This is a genomic window from Flavobacterium sp., from assembly GCF_052437795.1.
Lineage (GTDB): Bacteria > Bacteroidota > Bacteroidia > Flavobacteriales > Flavobacteriaceae > Flavobacterium.
In genome coordinates this window covers 204,158-222,433 of record NZ_JBQVPA010000001.1, presented here as the reverse complement: position 1 = coordinate 222,433, position 18,276 = coordinate 204,158, and the positions used below count along the sequence as shown (strand labels likewise).

Below are 18,276 nucleotides of genomic sequence, written 5' to 3'. Positions count from 1 at the left end.
ATACGGTATACGATGAGTAAAAGCACATTGGCCATCATCCTTGGTGGCGGGCAGGGTTCCAGGTTATTTCCGTTAACGCACAGGCGCTCAAAGCCTGCCGTACCTATAGCGGGCAAGTACCGCCTGGTGGATATCCCCATTTCCAACTGCATCAACTCGAACATCCACCGGATGTTCGTGCTCACGCAGTTCAACTCGGCTTCACTCAACCAGCATATAAAGAATACATTCCAGTTCGGGCATTTCAGTACGGCGTTCGTAGACATCCTCGCCGCCGAGCAGACGCCAGACAATCCTACGTGGTTCCAAGGCACCGCCGATGCGGTGCGCCAGTGCATGCAGCATTTCCTCAACCACGAGTTTGAGTATGCACTGATACTATCGGGAGACCAGCTGTACCAAATGGATTTCAATGCCATGGTCGAGGCCCACGAAGCGACCGGTGCCGGCATAACCATTGCGACATTGCCTGTTACCACCAAAGAAGCGCCGGAATTCGGTATATTAAAAACCGATAACGAAAGCCTCATAACCTCCTTCATAGAAAAACCACATAAAGACCTGCTGCCGCAATGGACATCGGAAGTGAGCGAGGGATCGAAGGCAGAGGGCAAGCATTACCTGGCATCAATGGGTATTTATATCTTTAACCGCCAGCTTCTCATCGACCTGATGTCTGACCCTGAACCAAAGGATTTTGGCAAGGAGATCATCCCGCAGGCCATTGGCAAGCAAAAAGTACTCAGCTACCAGTATGAAGGCTACTGGACCGACATAGGGAACATCGATTCGTTCTTTGAGGCCAACCTTGGGCTTACAGACGACATTCCCAAATTTAACCTGTTCGACAACCTCAGCAAGATATTCACCCGCGCAAGAGTGCTTCCGCCATCCAAGATCACCGGGTCGTCGACCATTGACCGCTCCATTATCGCCGAGGGATGCATCATTGACGGGACTTCCATAGAACATTCGGTGATCGGCATCCGCAACAGGATCGGGAAAGGCTCTAAAATTTCCAACTCCTACCTCATGGGTAACGACTTTTACCAAAACCTTGACGAAATGACCCATAATTACGAGAACAACATCGTAAACCTGGGCATTGGCGAACGCTGCATCATCAACAATGCTATTGTAGACAAGAATTGCCGCATTGGGAAGGACGTGACCTTAAATGGAGGGGCTCATCTTGAAGATACCAATACCGACCTGTACACAGTAAAAGATGGCATCATCGTTGTAAAAAAAGGGGCTTTGCTGCCGGATGGGTTCACTATTTAATTTTATCCCGCAACGCTAATGAAGTGGTCACGCGTTTTTAAGATCCTGTTCTGTATATTGACAGGTTGGTTTTTGATACATTCTGTTTACATTATAAATGATGGCCTTAATGATGATGGGACAATTGCTGATGCCGTGGTTATACTTGGTACAACGGTAAATGAAGATGGCACTTTGTCTGAAAGGCTTAAGCAACGTGTGGACCGTGGACTTCATTTATATACTACCCAAAGGGCAGGACTATTAATCGTAAGCGGAGGCCTGGGCAAAGAGGGACATTACGAAGGCGATAAAATGGCTGAGTATCTTGTACAGAAAGGCGTGCCGATCAAAGACATTATTATTGACAATGATGGAAACAATACCCGTGCCACTGCCGATAACGTAGTGAAACTAAAGGACAGCCTGAATATTAAAAGCGTTATTATAGTATCACAGTATTTTCATATAACGCGTACAAAAATGCTGTTCCGGAAACGTGGTTTCGATCACGTGAGCGGTGCCAGCCCGCGATATTTTGAGTTACGCGACCTGTTTTCGATCATCCGGGAATTTCCGGCGTATTATACGCAGTGATCAATATCTATTCAAACTTAATAATTCCTTTATTAAACTCTTCAGTCTTATCTGTAAAGCCGTTGTAATGGCTGATGACCCATTGACCTCCCTTGAAAATAAAGGACATGGGGGCATAAAAGTTACGGGGCTCTGTCCACAGCTCAAGGTTATCGCCATCTTGTGGGTCGTATTGGAAATCAAAACAATCGCGCTCATTTAGCTCCGTAGCAACATCGTTATCTCCCATTTCATTATTTAGCTTTTTCAAAGGCTCCATCAGCATTCCTTCCATTTGCCACTTTGCATCGCCGGCATAACTGCTCAACCTCCATTTGTAAACACGCCCGGATGAGGCGGCCTGTTTCTGCCTGCTGCGCCGTGAATTTTTATGATGGATAATTGTATTAACATCACCATCTTTCAGGCAGGTGCAAAATTTTAGTTTATCGGCAGTCTCGCACATAACAGGTATTTATATTACTTAGAATGGCTAAGTTATTAAAAAATACAGATAGTTCATGACACAAAAAAGTGGGCACAAAGCCCACTTTTACAATAACTAAACTAACCTAACCAAATATTACATTTGCGGAAGCAGTACTTTATCGATCGCATGGATCACACCGTTACTTGCCTGTACATCTGTAGTAAGGACATTTGAAACACGGCCATTGGCATCGGTAATTGAAGCTCCACCTTCAAGGTTTACAGTAAAATTACCACCCTGGAATGTAGTTACGCTCATATTGTCCACCAGAGAAGCTGCCAATACGTTCTGCCCGGCGACCACGTGGTATTTTAATGTACTTTCAAGAGTTGCCTGAGGAACTTGAGAAAGGCCCGTTAAGCTAAGCTCTGTCAATAAGCTTGTGAACGCCGTGTTTACCGGGGCAAATACCGTGAACGGGCTATTTTGCGTTCCTGACAAGATACCTGCGAAATCCGGCTGGTCATTGCGCGTCAGTGCCTGAACCAAGATCGAGAAATTAGGATTTGCCATAGCGTGGCTCGCGATCGTAGGCAGATCGATAACACTGTCAACAACGTGGATCACGCCATTGCTCGCCATCATATCGGCACTGGTAACCTTTGCACCACCATTGGCAGAACCACCGTTTAGGGTAACGCCATTCGATGTATTGATGAACATACTTAGCGTATTAGTAGATGATGCACTACCTTTTGCCATCGTTTTTACGTAGCCTGTTGTAAGCGAAGTGGAAATGTTCTCTCCTGAAATTACGTGATTTAACAAAATTTCTTTGAGAGTGGCAACCGGTACTGCATTAAGGTTAGCAAAGCCTTTTGCCTCCAGGAATGCTGTAAAAGCCTGGTTTGTTGGAGCGAATACCGTAAGGTCGGTAGTACCATCCAGAGTTGCTTCGAGGCCGGTCCTTTCCAATGCGTCTTCAAGCATAGAAAAATTAGCCGTATCATCAACGATATCAGCAATGGTGTTGTCGTCGGACATAGAATTACTGTCATCATCACTACAGGACACTAACGGTAATAAAGCCATAGCAAAAATGGCAGCTCTTGTAAGAATTACTTTTTTCATGGTTTTTTTGTTTTGTGATCTAATGTTGTTTTTGCGAACTTGTATATCAAATTTAATTATGAAAATTTTGTTTGATCAAAAATGCTGTTTAATTAAACAATACTTTATCATTTGTTCAAGAAATCGTTAACCGCATTTCATTGTAAACCAGAAAACTTGCTATCCCAATAACCATTTATTAAACAAAAACTCCCGGCCACCTTTCGGCTACCGGGAGTTTTCTTATAAAGATGTGGATCCTTAGTGCTTCACGGTAAACCCGTCTTCGCTAAGTTCGCGGTGCTCATAGTCGGCTACCATTTCTTTATCATAGTCAACAGGTTCACCTTTGGAGAACCTCCTAATAAGGCTGTCGAATATCGAATATACCACCGGCACAATCACAAGAGTAAGGAACAGCGAGGAGATAAGCCCCCCGATAACAACCCATGCAAGGCCGTTGTTCATTTGCGCAGCGCCGCCTTTTGCCAAAGCGATCGGGATCATACCGATAACCATCGCGATCGTCGTCATGAGGATCGGCCTTAAACGGGCGTGGTTGGCCTGGATAAGGGCATTAAGGGTTGTTTCGCCCTCAGCCTTACGGTGGTTGGTAAAGTCTACGAGTAGGATCGCATTCTTACATACCAGTCCGATAAGCATGATAATACCCAGTATCGTGAATATGTTGAGCGAGTTGTTTGTAAGGGCCAGCGCCAGCAATGCACCGATAAATGATAGCGGTACCGAGAAGAGTACTACGAACGGGTACACAAAGCTGTTATACAATGCCACCATTACAAGATATACCAACAGGATGGCGGCAAGCAACGCGATACCCAGCGTACCGAAGCCTTCTCCCTGCATCTCCATGTCACCTCCCCATACATAGCTCACACCCGCAGGTGTTTCTTTGTTAAGGAATGAGGCCTGCCAGTCGGCGATCACTGATCCTACAGGACGCCCTACCGACTGTCCCTGTACGGTAACCGACGCACTCTTGTCGCGCCTTTCGAGCAATGACGGACCCGAGCCTTCGGTAATTGAAGCGAACTGTGACAGCTTTATTTCCTGCCCCATGCTATTTACGAAGGTAAGGTTACGCACGTCGTTGATGTTCATACGGTCGTACTCGCCAAAACGGATGTTGATGTCATATTCGTACTGCCCGGCACGGAACTTACCATCGGTATTACCATTAAAGGCAGTCTGCATGGTAAGGCCGACCGTTTGCAGATCAAGGCCAAGTGTTGCCATTTTATCCCTGTCTACCTGTACGTTCACTTCCGGCGAACCAGATTCCGAAGTCAATTTTATCTCTGTCGCACCATCGATCTTTGCCAGTTCGGCTGCAGCCTTGTTAGCATAGGCCATTGCGCTTTCGAGGTCGTTCGCGGTTACGGTAAGTGCGATAGGTGCGTCATCTGCCCCCCCCATAATACTCACCGGCACTGTCTTTATTTTTGTGCCTACCAATACTTTTTCCAGCTCGCGCTTGGTTTTTGCGGCATATACGAATGAGTTGTCGGAACGGTGCTCTTCATCAACTAATGTTACAGTTATCTCAGCCTTGTATGCCGTACCCTGCACGCCTCCGGCAAAACCTTCGCTCGTTTGCCCTACAGTAGTAATAATGCTCTTTACCTCCGGCTTATCCATCAGGAACTTCTCTGCCTTTTGGGTCATGAAATTCGTCTGCTCCAGCGAGGCATCTTTCGGCTGTTCCATCTGTACAATGAACTGCCCCCTGTCAAGCTTCGCGAAGAACTCCCCTCCTACGAACGCACCCGCAATGAAAAGCGAACCAAAGAACAGGACAACTGCTACACCAAGGCTTGCAAGTTTTGTCATGCGGCTTTTAAGCGACCATTTAAGGATGCCTGTAACCCAGTCGGTAAATCGGTCAAGGCCTTTTTCAAACCCAAGGATGATACGCCCAAAGAACGACTTATTGGTCAGGTGCTCCAGTTTCCCAAATCGGGAAGAAAGCCATGGGATCAGCGTGAATGATGATAATAGTGACAGGAGCGTTGCAATAACCACGACCACACAGAACTGGGTAATGATATTACTCACAAGTCCGCTACTTAAGGCAATAGGAAGGAAAACCACCACGATAACCAGGGTGATCGCAGATACGGTAAACCCGATCTCCGCAGTACCGTCATAAGCCGCACGCACACGGTTCTTGCCCATTTCCATGTGGCGGTAAATGTTCTCAAGCACCACAATGGCATCATCCACAAGGATACCTACCACGAGGGAAAGCCCAAGAAGGCTCATCAGGTTCAGGGTATAGCCCATGAGGTAAATACCGATGAACGTTGCTATAAGCGATGCCGGGATCGATACCATTACGATAAGCGCGTTCCTCAAACTGTGGAGGAAGAACAACATCACGAATGCCACAAGGAATATCGCGATGAACAAGTCATGGATAACCGCATCGGCGGCAACCAATGTAAATTCAGAGGTATCGTTGGCCACTTCAAGCTTTAAGCCCTCTTTTTTATAATCGTTCTGTATCTTAGTGATCGCAGCGTGCACGTCTTCACTTACCTGTACCGCATTGGCTTCGGTTTGTTTTGTGATCTGTATCGCTATCGCGCTCCCCTGGTTAACACGGGCTATCTTGTCGGCCTCTTTCTGGCTGTCCTGTACATCGGCGATCTGACCAAGGCGCACCTGTATACCGTCTTTAGACGATACCACAAGGTTTCGCATCTCTTCAACCGAACGATATTTACCCGCAAGGCGCACGAGCATGCTGCTTTCGCGCGTTTTTACGCTACCCGTAGGAAAGTCGAGGTTACTGCCCAATACCGCCTGCTGTACCGCAGGTATCGATAGGCCATAGCCTTTCAATTTTTCTTCATCAAGGTTTACCTGGATCTCACGCTCCTGCCCCCCCACAAGGGTCACCTGCGCCACACCCGGTACACGGGCCAGTATCGGCTCTATCTTTTTATCCAAAAGGTCATAAAACTCTACCTCATCCATTTTGGATGTCGCCCCCAGTGTGATCACCGGAAGGTCGCTTAATGAGAATTTCACAAGTGCGGGTGGATCGGCATCTTCCGGTAGGTCCTTCTCAATGGCGTTGATCTTGCGCTGCGCATCGTTTAGGGAGTAGTCGGCATCTGCTTCAGATTCCAGCGTAACCATTACCACCGAAAGGCTTTCGTATGATTTTGATTCTACTTTTTTCACAAGCTCCAGCGATGATACGGCGTCTTCTATTTTTTTGGTAACCGTGTTCTCTATCTCTCCTGGCGAAGCACCGGGATATACAGTGGAGATGGTTACCACGTTCATCTCGAATTTCGGGATAAGCTCATAGCTCAGGCTGCTGTAGCTGAAGAGCCCTCCCAGGGTAAGTATAATGAACAACACTATAATGAGCGTTGGCCGTTTTATGGATATTTCTGCTAATTTCATTTTCTTTAGTTTAAAGTTTAAGGTTTAAAAGTTTAAAGTCCTGTAGGACCTTACTGTCTTAAACTTCTTATTTTACCGGGCTTACTTTGGTACCGTCCTGCAGGTTGATCTGGCCACTGGTTACCACCACATCGCCTTCTTTCAGGCCGCTTAGTATTTCCACTTCTTCGCCAAGGATACGACCTGATGTTACTTTGATAAGCTTGGCAACGCTGTCGTTCACTACAAACACCTGGTTGTTACCCACACCACCTATAAAGGCGTTGCGCGGTATCATGGTAACAGCTGCCTGCGCCTTGCCCGAGCCGAATACCACAGATCCGTACATACCGGCCTTAACTTCATTACCCGGATTGCTGGCTATCTCTATCTCCACCGGGAAGTTAAGCGATGCATCGGCCTTTGGCGCGATGAACGTTACCTTGCCCTTAAACTCTTTGTCAGGGAAAACACTTGCCTTCACCGGTACCATTGCACCCTGCTTCAGTGTAGCTACCTGCTGCTCGTTCACGGTTACTTTCAGCTTTAGCTTCGATACGTCTACAAGCTCAAATAATACCGTACCCGGAGTTACAACCGTTCCAGGCTCTACGCTGCGCTTGTTCACGATGCCATTGATGCTCGACTTAATGCTGGCATCGCCCAATGTTATCCTTGCCTGGTCCAGCGCTGCCTTTGCATTTACAAGCGAAAGCTTCGCCTGGTCCAGCTGCTGTTTTGTTACACCGCCCGTCTTAAAGGCGTTCTCATAACGCTGGCTGTCGGTCAGGGCATTTTGGTAAGCCGCCTGAGCGTTTTGCAACTGGATGTTCAGTTGGTCGCCTTTTATTACAGCCAGCACCTGGCCTTTGCGCACTACGTCTCCTTCGTCTACAAGAACACGTACCACGCGGCCATTGTTCTCCGCAGGGAATTCCAGTTGCTGGAACGGCTCAAATGTACCGTTAGCCACATAATCCGTGTTAGGCACTTCCTTTTTTACTACAGCGGTCCTTACCATCACGGCAGTATTCTTTTGCGAAACAACTGCTGTTTCGGCTTCGTTCTTTTCTTTATTCTGGTTCAGTATGTACCACCCGAGGCCTACTACCGCAACTCCAATTACTATATATAATATCTTTTTCATTATGATTAGTTTGTTAATGTTCTTAATTCGCCTTTTGCTTTTATCAGCTGTACTTCCGCCAGTTTAAAGTCAAGCAGGGCCGAAGTGTAATTATTCTGTGCCTCGATGTATGAGTTTTCAGCGTCCAGTAGGTCGGTAAGGGTCGCAAGTCCGTTCTGGTAGTTGTTCTGGGTATTGTCCAGGACTTCCTGCGCCAGCTTCGCATTCTCCCTTTGGTTATTGATGGTTATAATGCTGTTGTTGATCTGCGTTTTTGCGTTCTCGAACGCCAGGTCGAGCGACAGCCTGGTATCTTTCAGGTCTTCCTCTGTTTCTTTCAGGTCAATCGTAGCCTGCCTTACACGGGCACGCGTTCCGAAACCATTAAATATCGGCACTTTCAAATTTACCCCTATCGAGGAAAAGTCCGACCAATAAACGCCGTCAGCCGGCTTTGCGAAGTAAGGGATCTGGGGGCCCTGTCCAATGTAGTTGTATCCTGCGGTCAGTGACAGGGATGGATAATACTCTGCCTCTATCGATTTCTTCTGGTAGAACAACAACTGCTCCTGTTTTTTCAGTAACTGGTATTCGCTCCTTTGGGTCACATCAGGCGAATCATTCACAGCCAGCGGTGTTACATTGAATTCTGTTTTAGGAAGCATTATTGGTGTTGCTATCGGCATACCCATGTAAAATTTAAGCGCATTTTCCTGCAGCTGTACCGCATTGATAAGCTGCTGGCGCTGGGTATTGATATTTGACAGGTTCACATTCATACGGTCGAGGTCTATCTTTCTCGCGAGGCCGTTCTCGAACTGCCCTTTGATAATATCCCGCACTTTGGATGTGTTCGCATAAGTACTGTCAATAATGGAAAGCTGCTGGCGCTGTACATATACCTGGTAATAATTGTTCGCAACACGTTCTATCACCTGTTCTTCGGTAAGCTGCGCATTCACCTGGTAAAACTCGCGTGTGCTGCGTGCCGCCTTAAGGCCGGTAAATACCGACATGTCGAATATCGCCTGGTTTAGGTTCACACCGGCCGTAGATACCCAGTCCTGCCCAAATGCGAGCAGCTGCGTTCCACCGCCAAAGTCTACCGCATTAAGTTGCAGTATGGGATTGTACGTCAGGTTACCGTTAGCTGTAATGGTAGGCAGCGCCCTTGCACGAACCTCCTGTATCTGGTACTCGCTGTTCTCAATAGAAAGCTTGGCCTTTTTTGCCTCAGCTTTATTCTCAAGAGCATAATTGATGGCATCCTTCAGCGTAAGTTCTTTCGTGGCCGTTTGGGCCGCCGCCGAGCCAACTGCCAGAAGTGCCATTAAAAAAGCCCATTCTTTGCGAAGGTAGCTTTTCAGGTCATTGATGATCTTCATTTGTTAACTGTTATTTAATTGATTGAATGATTATTGTTTAAAAAGGGTTCTCATAATTATATCCTTGCGTTCGGCAAGCAACGTGTCAAATTCTTCATTACTAAAGCCCATAGTTTCCTGTAGTAGTGGCCTCATTGAAACCGGAAATGACATTAGCGATATGAAATTAAGGGCAAATTGTTCCGGCCTCATTTTTTCGATCGTGCCTTTTTCCATTTCTGCCGCGATCTCCCTGTAAAAGTCTTTAAGCAGTTCTCCCATATTCTCATGGTCCTTCAGGTTGCATCCCTGGTTCACCTGCGTCACCATGTAAATTTCCAGATAAGGATATTTTTGCGACTGTTCGAATGAAACGTCAAGATGGCGCGCGATCTTCTCTTTAAACGGCAGTCCGGAGTAAAATATCTGCTCCATCAGTTCATGCTCATGCTTGTGTGCCTCTTCAAACACCCGCTCGAAGAGCTTATCTCGCGAACGGAAATAATAGTTGATCAACGTCCTGTTCACGCCTGCCGCATCGGCAATTTCCTGGGTCGTGGCATTAAATCGCCCTTCAGCAAAGAATATCTGCATCGCCGTCTCCTTTATCAATCTCTCCGTATCCTGGTCTGTTGCTTTAGCTGACATTTTAGTTTAACTTTTTTGTTTGACATTTTTGTCAAGGCAAATTTACTTCGTTTTTCGAATTGTTAAATGTTAATATTTAGTTAAATTTAAATTATAAACTTTTCGAGTATGGTAAGTCCCTTAGGAGTCGCTATCGCCCTGACATGGTATTCCAGAAACTGTCGCGTTGCATCATTTATCTCAAACATTGAAGACGGAAAAATGTCACTGTCCTTTATACCTGTGAGTCCCGTAAAGTAGATGCGGGATATAAAACTGATATTGATGTCGCTCCTAAACAATCCGCTATCAATGCCCTTCTGCAAATTCTCCATCATGCACCCGTTCATCTTTTCAAATTGCCTTTCGCGAAGGCAGGAGAATATTTTTGGGAAGAACTTTTGGAGTTGGTAAAATGGCGATGCCGACTCATTATGCAAATGCTGCATCAAAAAATTCCGGATGAGGAATATCTCTTCAATGGAATTGTTCCTCTGCTCCCTTATATTATCAATGCCCTGCGATATTGTCCCAAAAAGATGCATTGTGCTCGCTTCTACCAGATCGGTCTTATTGGCATAATGCTGGTAAATGGTTTTTTTTGATATGCCAAGCTCAGCGGCAATATCATCCATAGTAACGCTCTTGAAGCCAAGCGTTAAGAACATTTCGTTCGCCTTATTTAATATTGTCTCTTTCATTCGTCCTTAAATTCGCCGCAAAGGTAGATCAGGAAACTTTTAAAACCAAAAAAGTTTCCAAAGTTTTATAATAAAGTTAAGAGTAAGCACAACTATGCCACGGGTCACAAAAATTTTATCAGTATCAGTTGACTTCCAATGAATTAAAAAATTAAAATAACACTTGGACTGATAAGTTAAAAATGGTGTGGTAGGCGGCTGTAACTTTTAGTACCTTAGCAAAAAATATCCTTTATGCAGTCCATCGGGCATTACCAGCAGATCATAGCCGACTATTTTGCCGGCCATTCCTTTGAAAAACAACCCGCAAATCTGTACGCTCCCATCCAATACATATTGTCGCTTGGCGGAAAGCGAATGCGCCCGGTACTCACGCTGATGTCAGCCGAAATATTCGGTACCGATTGCCGCGAGGCCCTGCCTGCCGCTGTTGCTGTTGAGGTATTCCACAATTTCTCATTGGTTCACGATGACATCATGGACGAAGCTCCCCTGCGCCGCGGTCACGAGACCGTGCACGAAAAATGGGACCTGAACACCGGGATCCTTTCAGGCGATGCCATGCTTATCCTCGCGTACCGCTATTTTGAAGAATATGAGCCGGAAGTATTCCGCTCGCTGGCAAAGCTGTTCAGCAAAACGGCGCTCGAAGTGTGCGAAGGCCAGCAATGGGATGTGGACTTTGAGCAGAGGGACGATGTTACCCAGCCGGAGTACCTGAAGATGATAGAATACAAAACAGCAGTACTTGTAGCTGCCGCGATGAAAATGGGTGCCATAGTAGCGAAAACCACTCAGGAAAACTGTGACCTGATATACGATTTCGGGCTTAACCTGGGCATTGCCTTCCAGTTGCAGGACGATTACCTGGACGCTTTTGGAGATCCGGCAACCTTCGGCAAACAGGTTGGCGGCGACATCATAGAGAATAAAAAAACATATTTGTACCTCAAGGCTTTGTCACAAGGCGATCCATACGAAAAGGAGAACCTGATGCATTGGTTTGCCGAAAAGCCCGAAGATCCATCGGATAAGATAGTGGCGGTAAAAAATATTTTCACCCACACCGGTGCCGATGCCGCTACCCGCCAGGCCATCGAGCAATTTACACTAAAAGCATTCGCCACTCTTGAGAAAATGGATATTGCTACCGAAAAGAAACAGCTGCTACGGCAGTTTGGCGAAAACCTTATGCAGCGTAAGGTGTAATGCTAACCCTGTTCCGCGACATACATCCGGAAAATGAGCTTTCTGTAAGCAGGGGACAATTGTGGCTGGCCCTGGCATTTCCTGTTTTTACCCTGCTGTCCCTAAGCATAGATTCGGTAGCTGTACCAGTACCTTACCTAAACGACCGGCAGATAGTTAATATATTAGCAGTAGCCTACTTCATCGCCCTGTTCATCGTTTCGCCCACCCGCCTCCAAAGGCTTATGGTTGTCATGGTCCCTTTGTCGTATATCGGTGAGCTTATCTTTTGTAAACTTTTGGGCATGTATGAATACCGTGGCGAAGTGATCCCGCTATACGTACCTTTCGGCCATGCCATTGTTTACGCTTCGGGTTATATTTTTGCCCATACCCGCCTGGCAAAGTCACACCAAAGGGAATTCCGCAGGTTTTTTGCGCCGGGGTTCTTTTTTCTTTTCCTGTGTGCAGGAGTGTTCCTTAACGACCTGCTTACCGTATTGTCAGGGCTGCTGTTCTTTTTACTGCTCCGCAGGAAACGCTGGCAGAACATGTATTTTTTCATTGCCGTCTGTGTTATTTTCATAGAGATTGGCGGTACTTACTTTAAATGCTGGGCATGGGAACCTGAAACTTTTGGCACGCTGCCCACTGCCAATCCGCCTATGGGAGCCGTGTTCTTTTATGCCGGGGGCGATGTGCTATTGGCAAAAATTGTTGACCTTTGGGAAAAGAAAAAGCTCCGCACGACGACATGACATTTACCGCCCCGCAAAACACCGACCTGCTCCTGAGCGAAGCACAAAAAGAAAAGCTGTATACCAAACTGGTAGAACAACTTAATAAAGATTTTACCCTCGCCAACGAGCCGCTGGACCTTGATGCAGACATTACTCCCATACAGCTGAAGCTGGGCGTACAGGATAAAATATACCGGCTGATACAGCACAAATTCGCCGAGTACCTCAACCTGCTATACATTATCGACGTGCCAGAAAAGGACATCAGATCACTGGATGGCTCTGACATTGCAGAACTGTCTGAACAGGTGGCTTTTTTGGTGCTGAAAAGGGAATGGCAGAAGGTATGGTTTAGGAATAAATTTTCTTAAATGAACAAGATACTCTCCATATTTCTCTTATTCGCTTTCGCCTGTGTCCGGGAAGGTATCGTCATTACAAAAACTAAACTGCCGCTATCCCGAAAAACCTATGCAGACCTTTCGGAAAAACAATATGACTCAGTTAAAGTGCTCGATCCTGAAATGGAAGATGTGGGTTTGAAAAAGGCAGGCCTCGTAAAACATGGCCGTTTGCTGGTCGAAAAGTTCAATCATAATGGTGGTGATTTTGAACTTCAGAATAACGACGAAACAATCAGCGCCAAATGCGGCTCGCGCAATGAAGCCTTCAGGATCATACTGACACAGGGTGATATTTCAAAAGACATCATAACAAACTCGCCTAACACACAATTTTGCATTGCAGATGTTATTCCGGGCGGCTATCCTGAAATAGTCACATTAGACATCAATTATATTGTCAACGGCGACAATTATGAGGTAACGGTTTACGAGATCGAAGAAAATCCGTGAAGATCTGCCCAATCCGCGTCATCCGCGTTCCTTTTTTCTTTCGCGTTCCCAATCAAAAATAAACCCTCACGAACGGCATCCACGAATTGCTGTACACCATGTCATCTTCATCATACAACACATTATAGCGCACTCCAATCGTAACATAGTCCATTCGGTAGCCTGCGCCAAGGAACAATGCCGTATTCCAAAAGTCCCTGTGCCGTGAAGTTCCCCCACCGTCAACCAGGGGGTCGAAATAGTCCCTGTCAAATTCCTGGTTCACCCGCAGCTGCTCCAGTTCGGCCGAAAGCTGTATCTCCTCAATCGGGTTGAACAGGCCTACAACGGACCCGCCATACAGCCAGGCCTTGTAAAAATTATCTTGGTTTATGTAAGTACCCTCCACACCAACACCCAACGCTACGTAATCATTGAACTGGTATATGGCACCGGGCGCGATGGTGATATCAGTATACCCACTCCCTATGCCAAGCCCAAAGCCGCCGCCAAAGCGTACCCTGCTCCAAAAGTCCCTATCATCCTGCGCGTTAACGGCAGTGAAAAGTAGGCAACTGAGAATAGCCATGGTGGTTTTTGCCAATAAAATGTTAATATATCTTTTCATATGCACAGGGGTGTAATTAGTATGCATAAATATATAAAAAACACTGAAAGATTTATTGCAAATATTGTACTTTTGCAATTGATTTTTTAAAAACCAGGTAGTAAACACAATATTATGGACAGGTTTTCCTTCTTAAACGCGGCACATACCGCATTTTTCGCAGATTTATACGATCAATATATAGAAAATCCCGACAGTGTAGAACCAAGCTGGAGAAGCTTTTTCCAGGGATTTGATTTCGGGATGCAGGGTAATGGTTACGAAACCCTTGATGTCGAGCAGCCACGCCCTGCGGCCCAACCGGTATCCGACTATTCGGGCATTCCTGAAAAACTACAGAAAGAATTCAAGGTATTAAACCTTATTGAGGGCTACCGCACCCGCGGCCACCTTTTCACAAAGACCAATCCGGTAAGGGACAGGAGGATATTCACGCCAAACCTTTCACTTGAGACTTTTGGACTTAGTGATGCCGACCTTGACACTACATTCGACGCCGCCAAAGAAGCAGGCCTTCAGCAGGCTACCCTAAGGCAGATCGTTGACCACCTGCGCAAGGTGTATTGCCAGCACATTGGTATCGAATACATGTACATCCGCGACCCGGAGATCAGGAAGTGGATCCAGAACAGGCTGACCAGGAACGACAACCAGCCGGACTTTTCTGCTGATCAGAAAAAAGGCATCCTTTCAAAACTAAATGAAGCGGTTTCTTTCGAGAACTTCCTTCATACAAAATATGTGGGCCAAAAGCGCTTTTCCCTTGAAGGGGGTGAGTCGTTGATACCTGCACTTGACGCGCTTATTGAATCCGCTGCCGAAAAAGGCGTAGAACAGTTCGTAATGGGTATGGCACACAGGGGCCGCCTCAACGTGCTGGCCAACGTATTCGGAAAATCGACATCGGATATCTTCAGCGAGTTCGACGGTAAGGATTATGACGATGATGCGCTTTTTGACGGCGACGTAAAATACCACCTTGGCCTTACTGCCGATAAGAAGACAAAAAGCGGCAGGCAGATCAACATCAACCTTGCGCCAAACCCATCGCACCTCGAGACCGTTGGTGCGGTGATCGAAGGTATCGCACGTGCGAAGCAGGACAGATATTTTCCTGATGATTTCTCCAAAGTGCTTCCTATAGCGCTTCATGGCGACGCCGCAGTGGCAGGCCAGGGCATTGTTTATGAGATCGTGCAGATGGCTAATCTTGATGGTTACAAAACGGGCGGTACGATCCACATGGTGGTGAACAACCAGGTAGGCTTTACGACCAACTACCTCGACGCACGTTCGTCTACCTACTGTACTGATATTGCAAAAGTAACACTGTCGCCGGTGCTTCATGTGAATGCCGACGATGCCGAAGCCGTAGTACACGCCGTATTGTTCGCCCTGGATTACAGGATGGAATTTGGCGGCGACGTTTTCATCGATCTTTTAGGTTACAGGAAGTATGGCCATAACGAAGGTGATGAGCCAAGCTTCACGCAGCCGAAGCTTTACAAAATAATTGCAAAACACAAGAACCCGCGCGACCTTTATGCTGAAAAGCTTATAGCTTCGGGAGTAATAGATGACAAATTCACAAGCAAGCTGGAAGCTGACTATAAGGCTGTACTTGAGGAAAACCTTGAGGCTTCGAGGAAAAAAGAGCTTACAATAATAAGCCCTTTCATGCAGAATGAGTGGGAAGGCTTTGCCCAGGCAGATGCCGATGAGATGCTTAAGAAAGTCAACACGGCATTCTCGAAAGAAATGCTTGACGAAATTGCCAAAACAATTACAGAGCTTCCCGCGGATAAGAAATTTATCAAAAAGATACAAAAGCTGATCAACGACAGGAAGGCGATGTATTTTGAAACCGATAAGCTGGACTGGGCCATGGCCGAAATGCTTTCTTACGGCTCCCTTATGACCGAGGGCTACGATATACGGATATCAGGACAGGATGTAGAAAGGGGAACCTTCTCGCACCGCCATGCCGTAATAAAAGTGGAAGATTCTGAAGAAGAAGTAATACTGCTTGACACGCTGAAGGACAAAAAAGGCAAATTCCATATATTCAATTCACTACTGTCGGAATACGGCGTGGTGGGCTTTGACTATGGTTATGCCCTTGCCAGCCCTAAAACACTAACGATATGGGAAGCGCAGTTCGGGGATTTCTCCAACGGCGCCCAGATCATGATCGACCAGTACATTTCGGCAGCCGAAGATAAATGGAACAACCAGAACGGACTTGTGTTCCTTCTGCCGCATGGCTACGAAGGCCAGGGTGCGGAACACTCATCGGCCCGCATGGAGCGTTACCTGCAGCTTTGCGCCAACCACAACATGTATGTGGCCGACTGTACTACGCCTGCCAACTTCTTCCACCTGTTGAGGAGGCAGATGAAAACAACATTCCGCAAGCCACTCATCGTGTTCACACCGAAGAGCTTGCTGCGCCACCCGTTGGTAGTTTCTACTGCAGAGGAATTTGCGAACGGTACTTTCCAGGAAGTGCTTGACGACCCGGCTGCAGATACTAAAAAAGTAAAGACACTGGTATTCTGTACCGGTAAGTTCTATTACGACCTTATTGCCGAAAGGGAGAACCTGAAACGTGATGATGTAGCTGTAGTTCGTATCGAGCAATTGTTCCCGTTGCCAACAGAACAGCTTAAAGAGATCATTGCAAAATACCCTAATGCCGACGACTACGTTTGGGCACAGGAAGAGCCGCGCAACATGGGTGCTTACAGCCATATGCTGATGAACTTTAACGAAGTAAAGCTAAGGCTTGCATCGCTTAAAGCCTACAGCGCGCCTGCGGCAGGTAGCTATACCCGTTCGAAAAAACGCCATGCCGCAGCCATTGCCATGGTTTTTGACAAGAATTTATTTAATTAATCGTACTTTTGATTTTCAATATATAAGGAACACAAATAAAGCATACTGATATGGTTTTAGAAATGAAAGTCCCTTCACCGGGAGAGTCGATCACAGAAGTAGAAATTGCAACATGGCTGGTAAAAGATGGTGACTATGTAGAAAAGGACCAGGCTATTGCCGAAGTGGATTCAGATAAAGCGACCCTTGAGCTTCCTGCCGAAGCCAGCGGTATCATTACCCTAAAGGCAGAAGAAGGCGACGCGGTAAAAGTAGGGCAGGTAGTTTGCCTTATCGATACAGGCGCAGCGAAACCTGACGGAGGCGCAGCACCCGCAAAAGAAGAAAAAACAGCAGAAGCCCCTAAGGCAGAGGAGAAGAAAGAAGAACCTAAAAAAGAGGAGCCTAAGAAGGAAGAGCCTAAAGCAGCGGAGAAAACCTATGCTACAGGCACGCCATCGCCGGCTGCACGCAAAATACTTGACGAGAAAAACATAGATTCTTCAACCGTTGCCGGAACCGGTAAAGGTGGCAGGATAACCAAAGACGATGCGGTAAACCATGTACCGTCTATGGGTACGCCGACAGGCGGAAACCGTGGCTCGGAGAAAACCAAGCTGTCTATGCTGCGCAGGAAAGTGGCTGAGCGCCTTGTGTCTGCAAAGAATGAAACAGCCATGCTTACCACGTTCAACGAGGTGAACATGACACCTATCAACCAGTTAAGGAACGAATATAAAGATGCGTTTAAAGCGAAACACGGTGGTGTTAGCCTTGGGTACATGTCATTCTTTACCAAGGCCGTAGTAAGGGCTTTGCAATTGTTCCCGGATGTAAATTCCATGATGGATGGGGACTATAAAATATCGTATGACTTCGTAGATGTATCTATAGCAGTATCAGGACCTAAAGGGCTTATGGTGCCGGTAGTGAGAAATGCTGAAGCACTTACGTTCCGTGGTATTGAGGCTGAGATCAAGCGTCTTGCGCTTCGTGCGCGTGATGGCCAGATCACAGTTGATGACATGACCGGAGGTACGTTCACCATTACCAATGGCGGTGTATTCGGCTCAATGCTTTCAACACCTATCATCAACCCTCCTCAGTCAGGTATCCTTGGTATGCACAATATTATCGAGCGCCCGATCGCGGTGAACGGTAAGGTCGAGATCCACCCAATGATGTACGTTGCACTGTCTTACGACCACAGGATCATCGACGGACGCGAGTCGGTTGGTTTCCTTGTAGCAGTGAAAGAGGGCCTTGAAAATCCTGCTGAGCTGTTGATGGACAACAATCCTAAAAAAGCGCTGGAACTATAACGACCTGCAATTGAATAAAAGCAAAAAAGTCCCGCAATTAGCGGGACTTTTTCTATATAGGGATGCCGCTAAGCGAC

Annotated in this window: 16 protein-coding genes; 8 read left to right on the top strand and 8 right to left on the bottom strand. The window is 46.6% G+C overall.

The window, feature by feature from the left end:
- Positions 1–12 precede the first annotated feature (12 nt).
- Together ACT6R0_RS01085 and ACT6R0_RS01080 are read left to right on the top strand one after the other, a co-directional pair.
- Positions 13–1,284, top strand: a complete 1,272-nt coding sequence (locus ACT6R0_RS01085; protein ID WP_444650511.1) for a glucose-1-phosphate adenylyltransferase — start codon at positions 13–15, stop codon at positions 1,282–1,284.
- A gap of 18 nt (positions 1,285–1,302) precedes the next feature.
- The gene (locus ACT6R0_RS01080; protein WP_444650510.1) at positions 1,303–1,860 is read left to right on the top strand and encodes a YdcF family protein; all 558 of its coding nucleotides are present in this window, start codon (positions 1,303–1,305) and stop codon (positions 1,858–1,860) included.
- 7 nt (positions 1,861–1,867) lie between these two features.
- On the opposite strand, the gene ACT6R0_RS01075 is transcribed toward ACT6R0_RS01080, so the two are convergent.
- The 7 genes from ACT6R0_RS01075 to ACT6R0_RS01045 form a co-directional block, all read right to left on the bottom strand.
- Entirely contained in the window at positions 1,868–2,305 is a 438-nt protein-coding gene (locus ACT6R0_RS01075; RefSeq protein ID WP_444650508.1) for a hypothetical protein, read from the bottom strand.
- Positions 2,306–2,422: 117 nt separating this feature from the next.
- Positions 2,423–3,400 (bottom strand): fasciclin domain-containing protein, encoded by a 978-nt coding sequence (locus ACT6R0_RS01070; protein WP_444650507.1) that lies wholly within the window; start codon positions 3,398–3,400, stop codon positions 2,423–2,425.
- A 240-nt stretch (positions 3,401–3,640) separates the two neighbouring features.
- Positions 3,641–6,817: an efflux RND transporter permease subunit gene (locus ACT6R0_RS01065; RefSeq protein ID WP_444650505.1), complete on the bottom strand. Its 3,177-nt coding sequence runs from the start codon at positions 6,815–6,817 to the stop codon at positions 3,641–3,643.
- Between the two features lie 67 nt (positions 6,818–6,884).
- A complete protein-coding gene (locus ACT6R0_RS01060; protein WP_444650503.1) occupies positions 6,885–7,943 on the bottom strand; it encodes an efflux RND transporter periplasmic adaptor subunit in 1,059 nt (352 codons plus the stop codon).
- Positions 7,944–7,948: 5 nt separating this feature from the next.
- Entirely contained in the window at positions 7,949–9,307 is a 1,359-nt protein-coding gene (locus ACT6R0_RS01055; protein WP_444650501.1) for a TolC family protein, read from the bottom strand.
- 30 nt (positions 9,308–9,337) lie between these two features.
- Entirely contained in the window at positions 9,338–9,934 is a 597-nt protein-coding gene (locus tag ACT6R0_RS01050; RefSeq protein WP_444650499.1) for a TetR/AcrR family transcriptional regulator, read from the bottom strand.
- Positions 9,935–10,020: 86 nt separating this feature from the next.
- Positions 10,021–10,614, bottom strand: a complete 594-nt coding sequence (locus ACT6R0_RS01045) for a TetR/AcrR family transcriptional regulator (protein ID WP_444650497.1) — start codon at positions 10,612–10,614, stop codon at positions 10,021–10,023.
- Between the two features lie 234 nt (positions 10,615–10,848).
- On the opposite strand from ACT6R0_RS01045, the gene ACT6R0_RS01040 reads away from it, so the two are divergent.
- Genes ACT6R0_RS01040 through ACT6R0_RS01025 form a run of 4 tightly spaced genes read left to right on the top strand, consistent with a single transcriptional unit; the run spans position 10,849 to position 13,396 of the window.
- On the top strand, positions 10,849–11,823 hold the full coding sequence (locus ACT6R0_RS01040; RefSeq protein WP_444650495.1) for a polyprenyl synthetase family protein: 975 nt from the start codon (positions 10,849–10,851) through the stop codon (positions 11,821–11,823).
- A complete protein-coding gene (locus ACT6R0_RS01035) occupies positions 11,823–12,560 on the top strand; it encodes a hypothetical protein (protein WP_444650493.1) in 738 nt (245 codons plus the stop codon). The genes ACT6R0_RS01040 and ACT6R0_RS01035 overlap by 1 nt, the downstream gene beginning before the upstream one ends.
- On the top strand, positions 12,557–12,913 hold the full coding sequence (locus tag ACT6R0_RS01030; RefSeq protein WP_444652301.1) for a hypothetical protein: 357 nt from the start codon (positions 12,557–12,559) through the stop codon (positions 12,911–12,913). The genes ACT6R0_RS01035 and ACT6R0_RS01030 overlap by 4 nt, the downstream gene beginning before the upstream one ends.
- Positions 12,914–13,396 (top strand): hypothetical protein, encoded by a 483-nt coding sequence (locus ACT6R0_RS01025; RefSeq protein ID WP_444650492.1) that lies wholly within the window; start codon positions 12,914–12,916, stop codon positions 13,394–13,396.
- A 52-nt stretch (positions 13,397–13,448) separates the two neighbouring features.
- Here the strand turns inward: ACT6R0_RS01025 and ACT6R0_RS01020 are convergent, their stop codons facing one another.
- Positions 13,449–14,003, bottom strand: a complete 555-nt coding sequence (locus tag ACT6R0_RS01020; protein WP_444656332.1) for a hypothetical protein — start codon at positions 14,001–14,003, stop codon at positions 13,449–13,451.
- Positions 14,004–14,117: 114 nt separating this feature from the next.
- Here ACT6R0_RS01020 and ACT6R0_RS01015 point away from each other — a divergent pair, with 114 nt between their 5' ends.
- Together ACT6R0_RS01015 and odhB are read left to right on the top strand one after the other, a co-directional pair.
- Positions 14,118–16,898 (top strand): 2-oxoglutarate dehydrogenase E1 component, encoded by a 2,781-nt coding sequence (locus tag ACT6R0_RS01015; RefSeq protein WP_444650488.1) that lies wholly within the window; start codon positions 14,118–14,120, stop codon positions 16,896–16,898.
- Between the two features lie 50 nt (positions 16,899–16,948).
- The gene (odhB, locus tag ACT6R0_RS01010; protein WP_444650486.1) at positions 16,949–18,199 is read left to right on the top strand and encodes a 2-oxoglutarate dehydrogenase complex dihydrolipoyllysine-residue succinyltransferase; all 1,251 of its coding nucleotides are present in this window, start codon (positions 16,949–16,951) and stop codon (positions 18,197–18,199) included.
- The last annotated feature ends 77 nt before the right edge of the window (positions 18,200–18,276 follow it).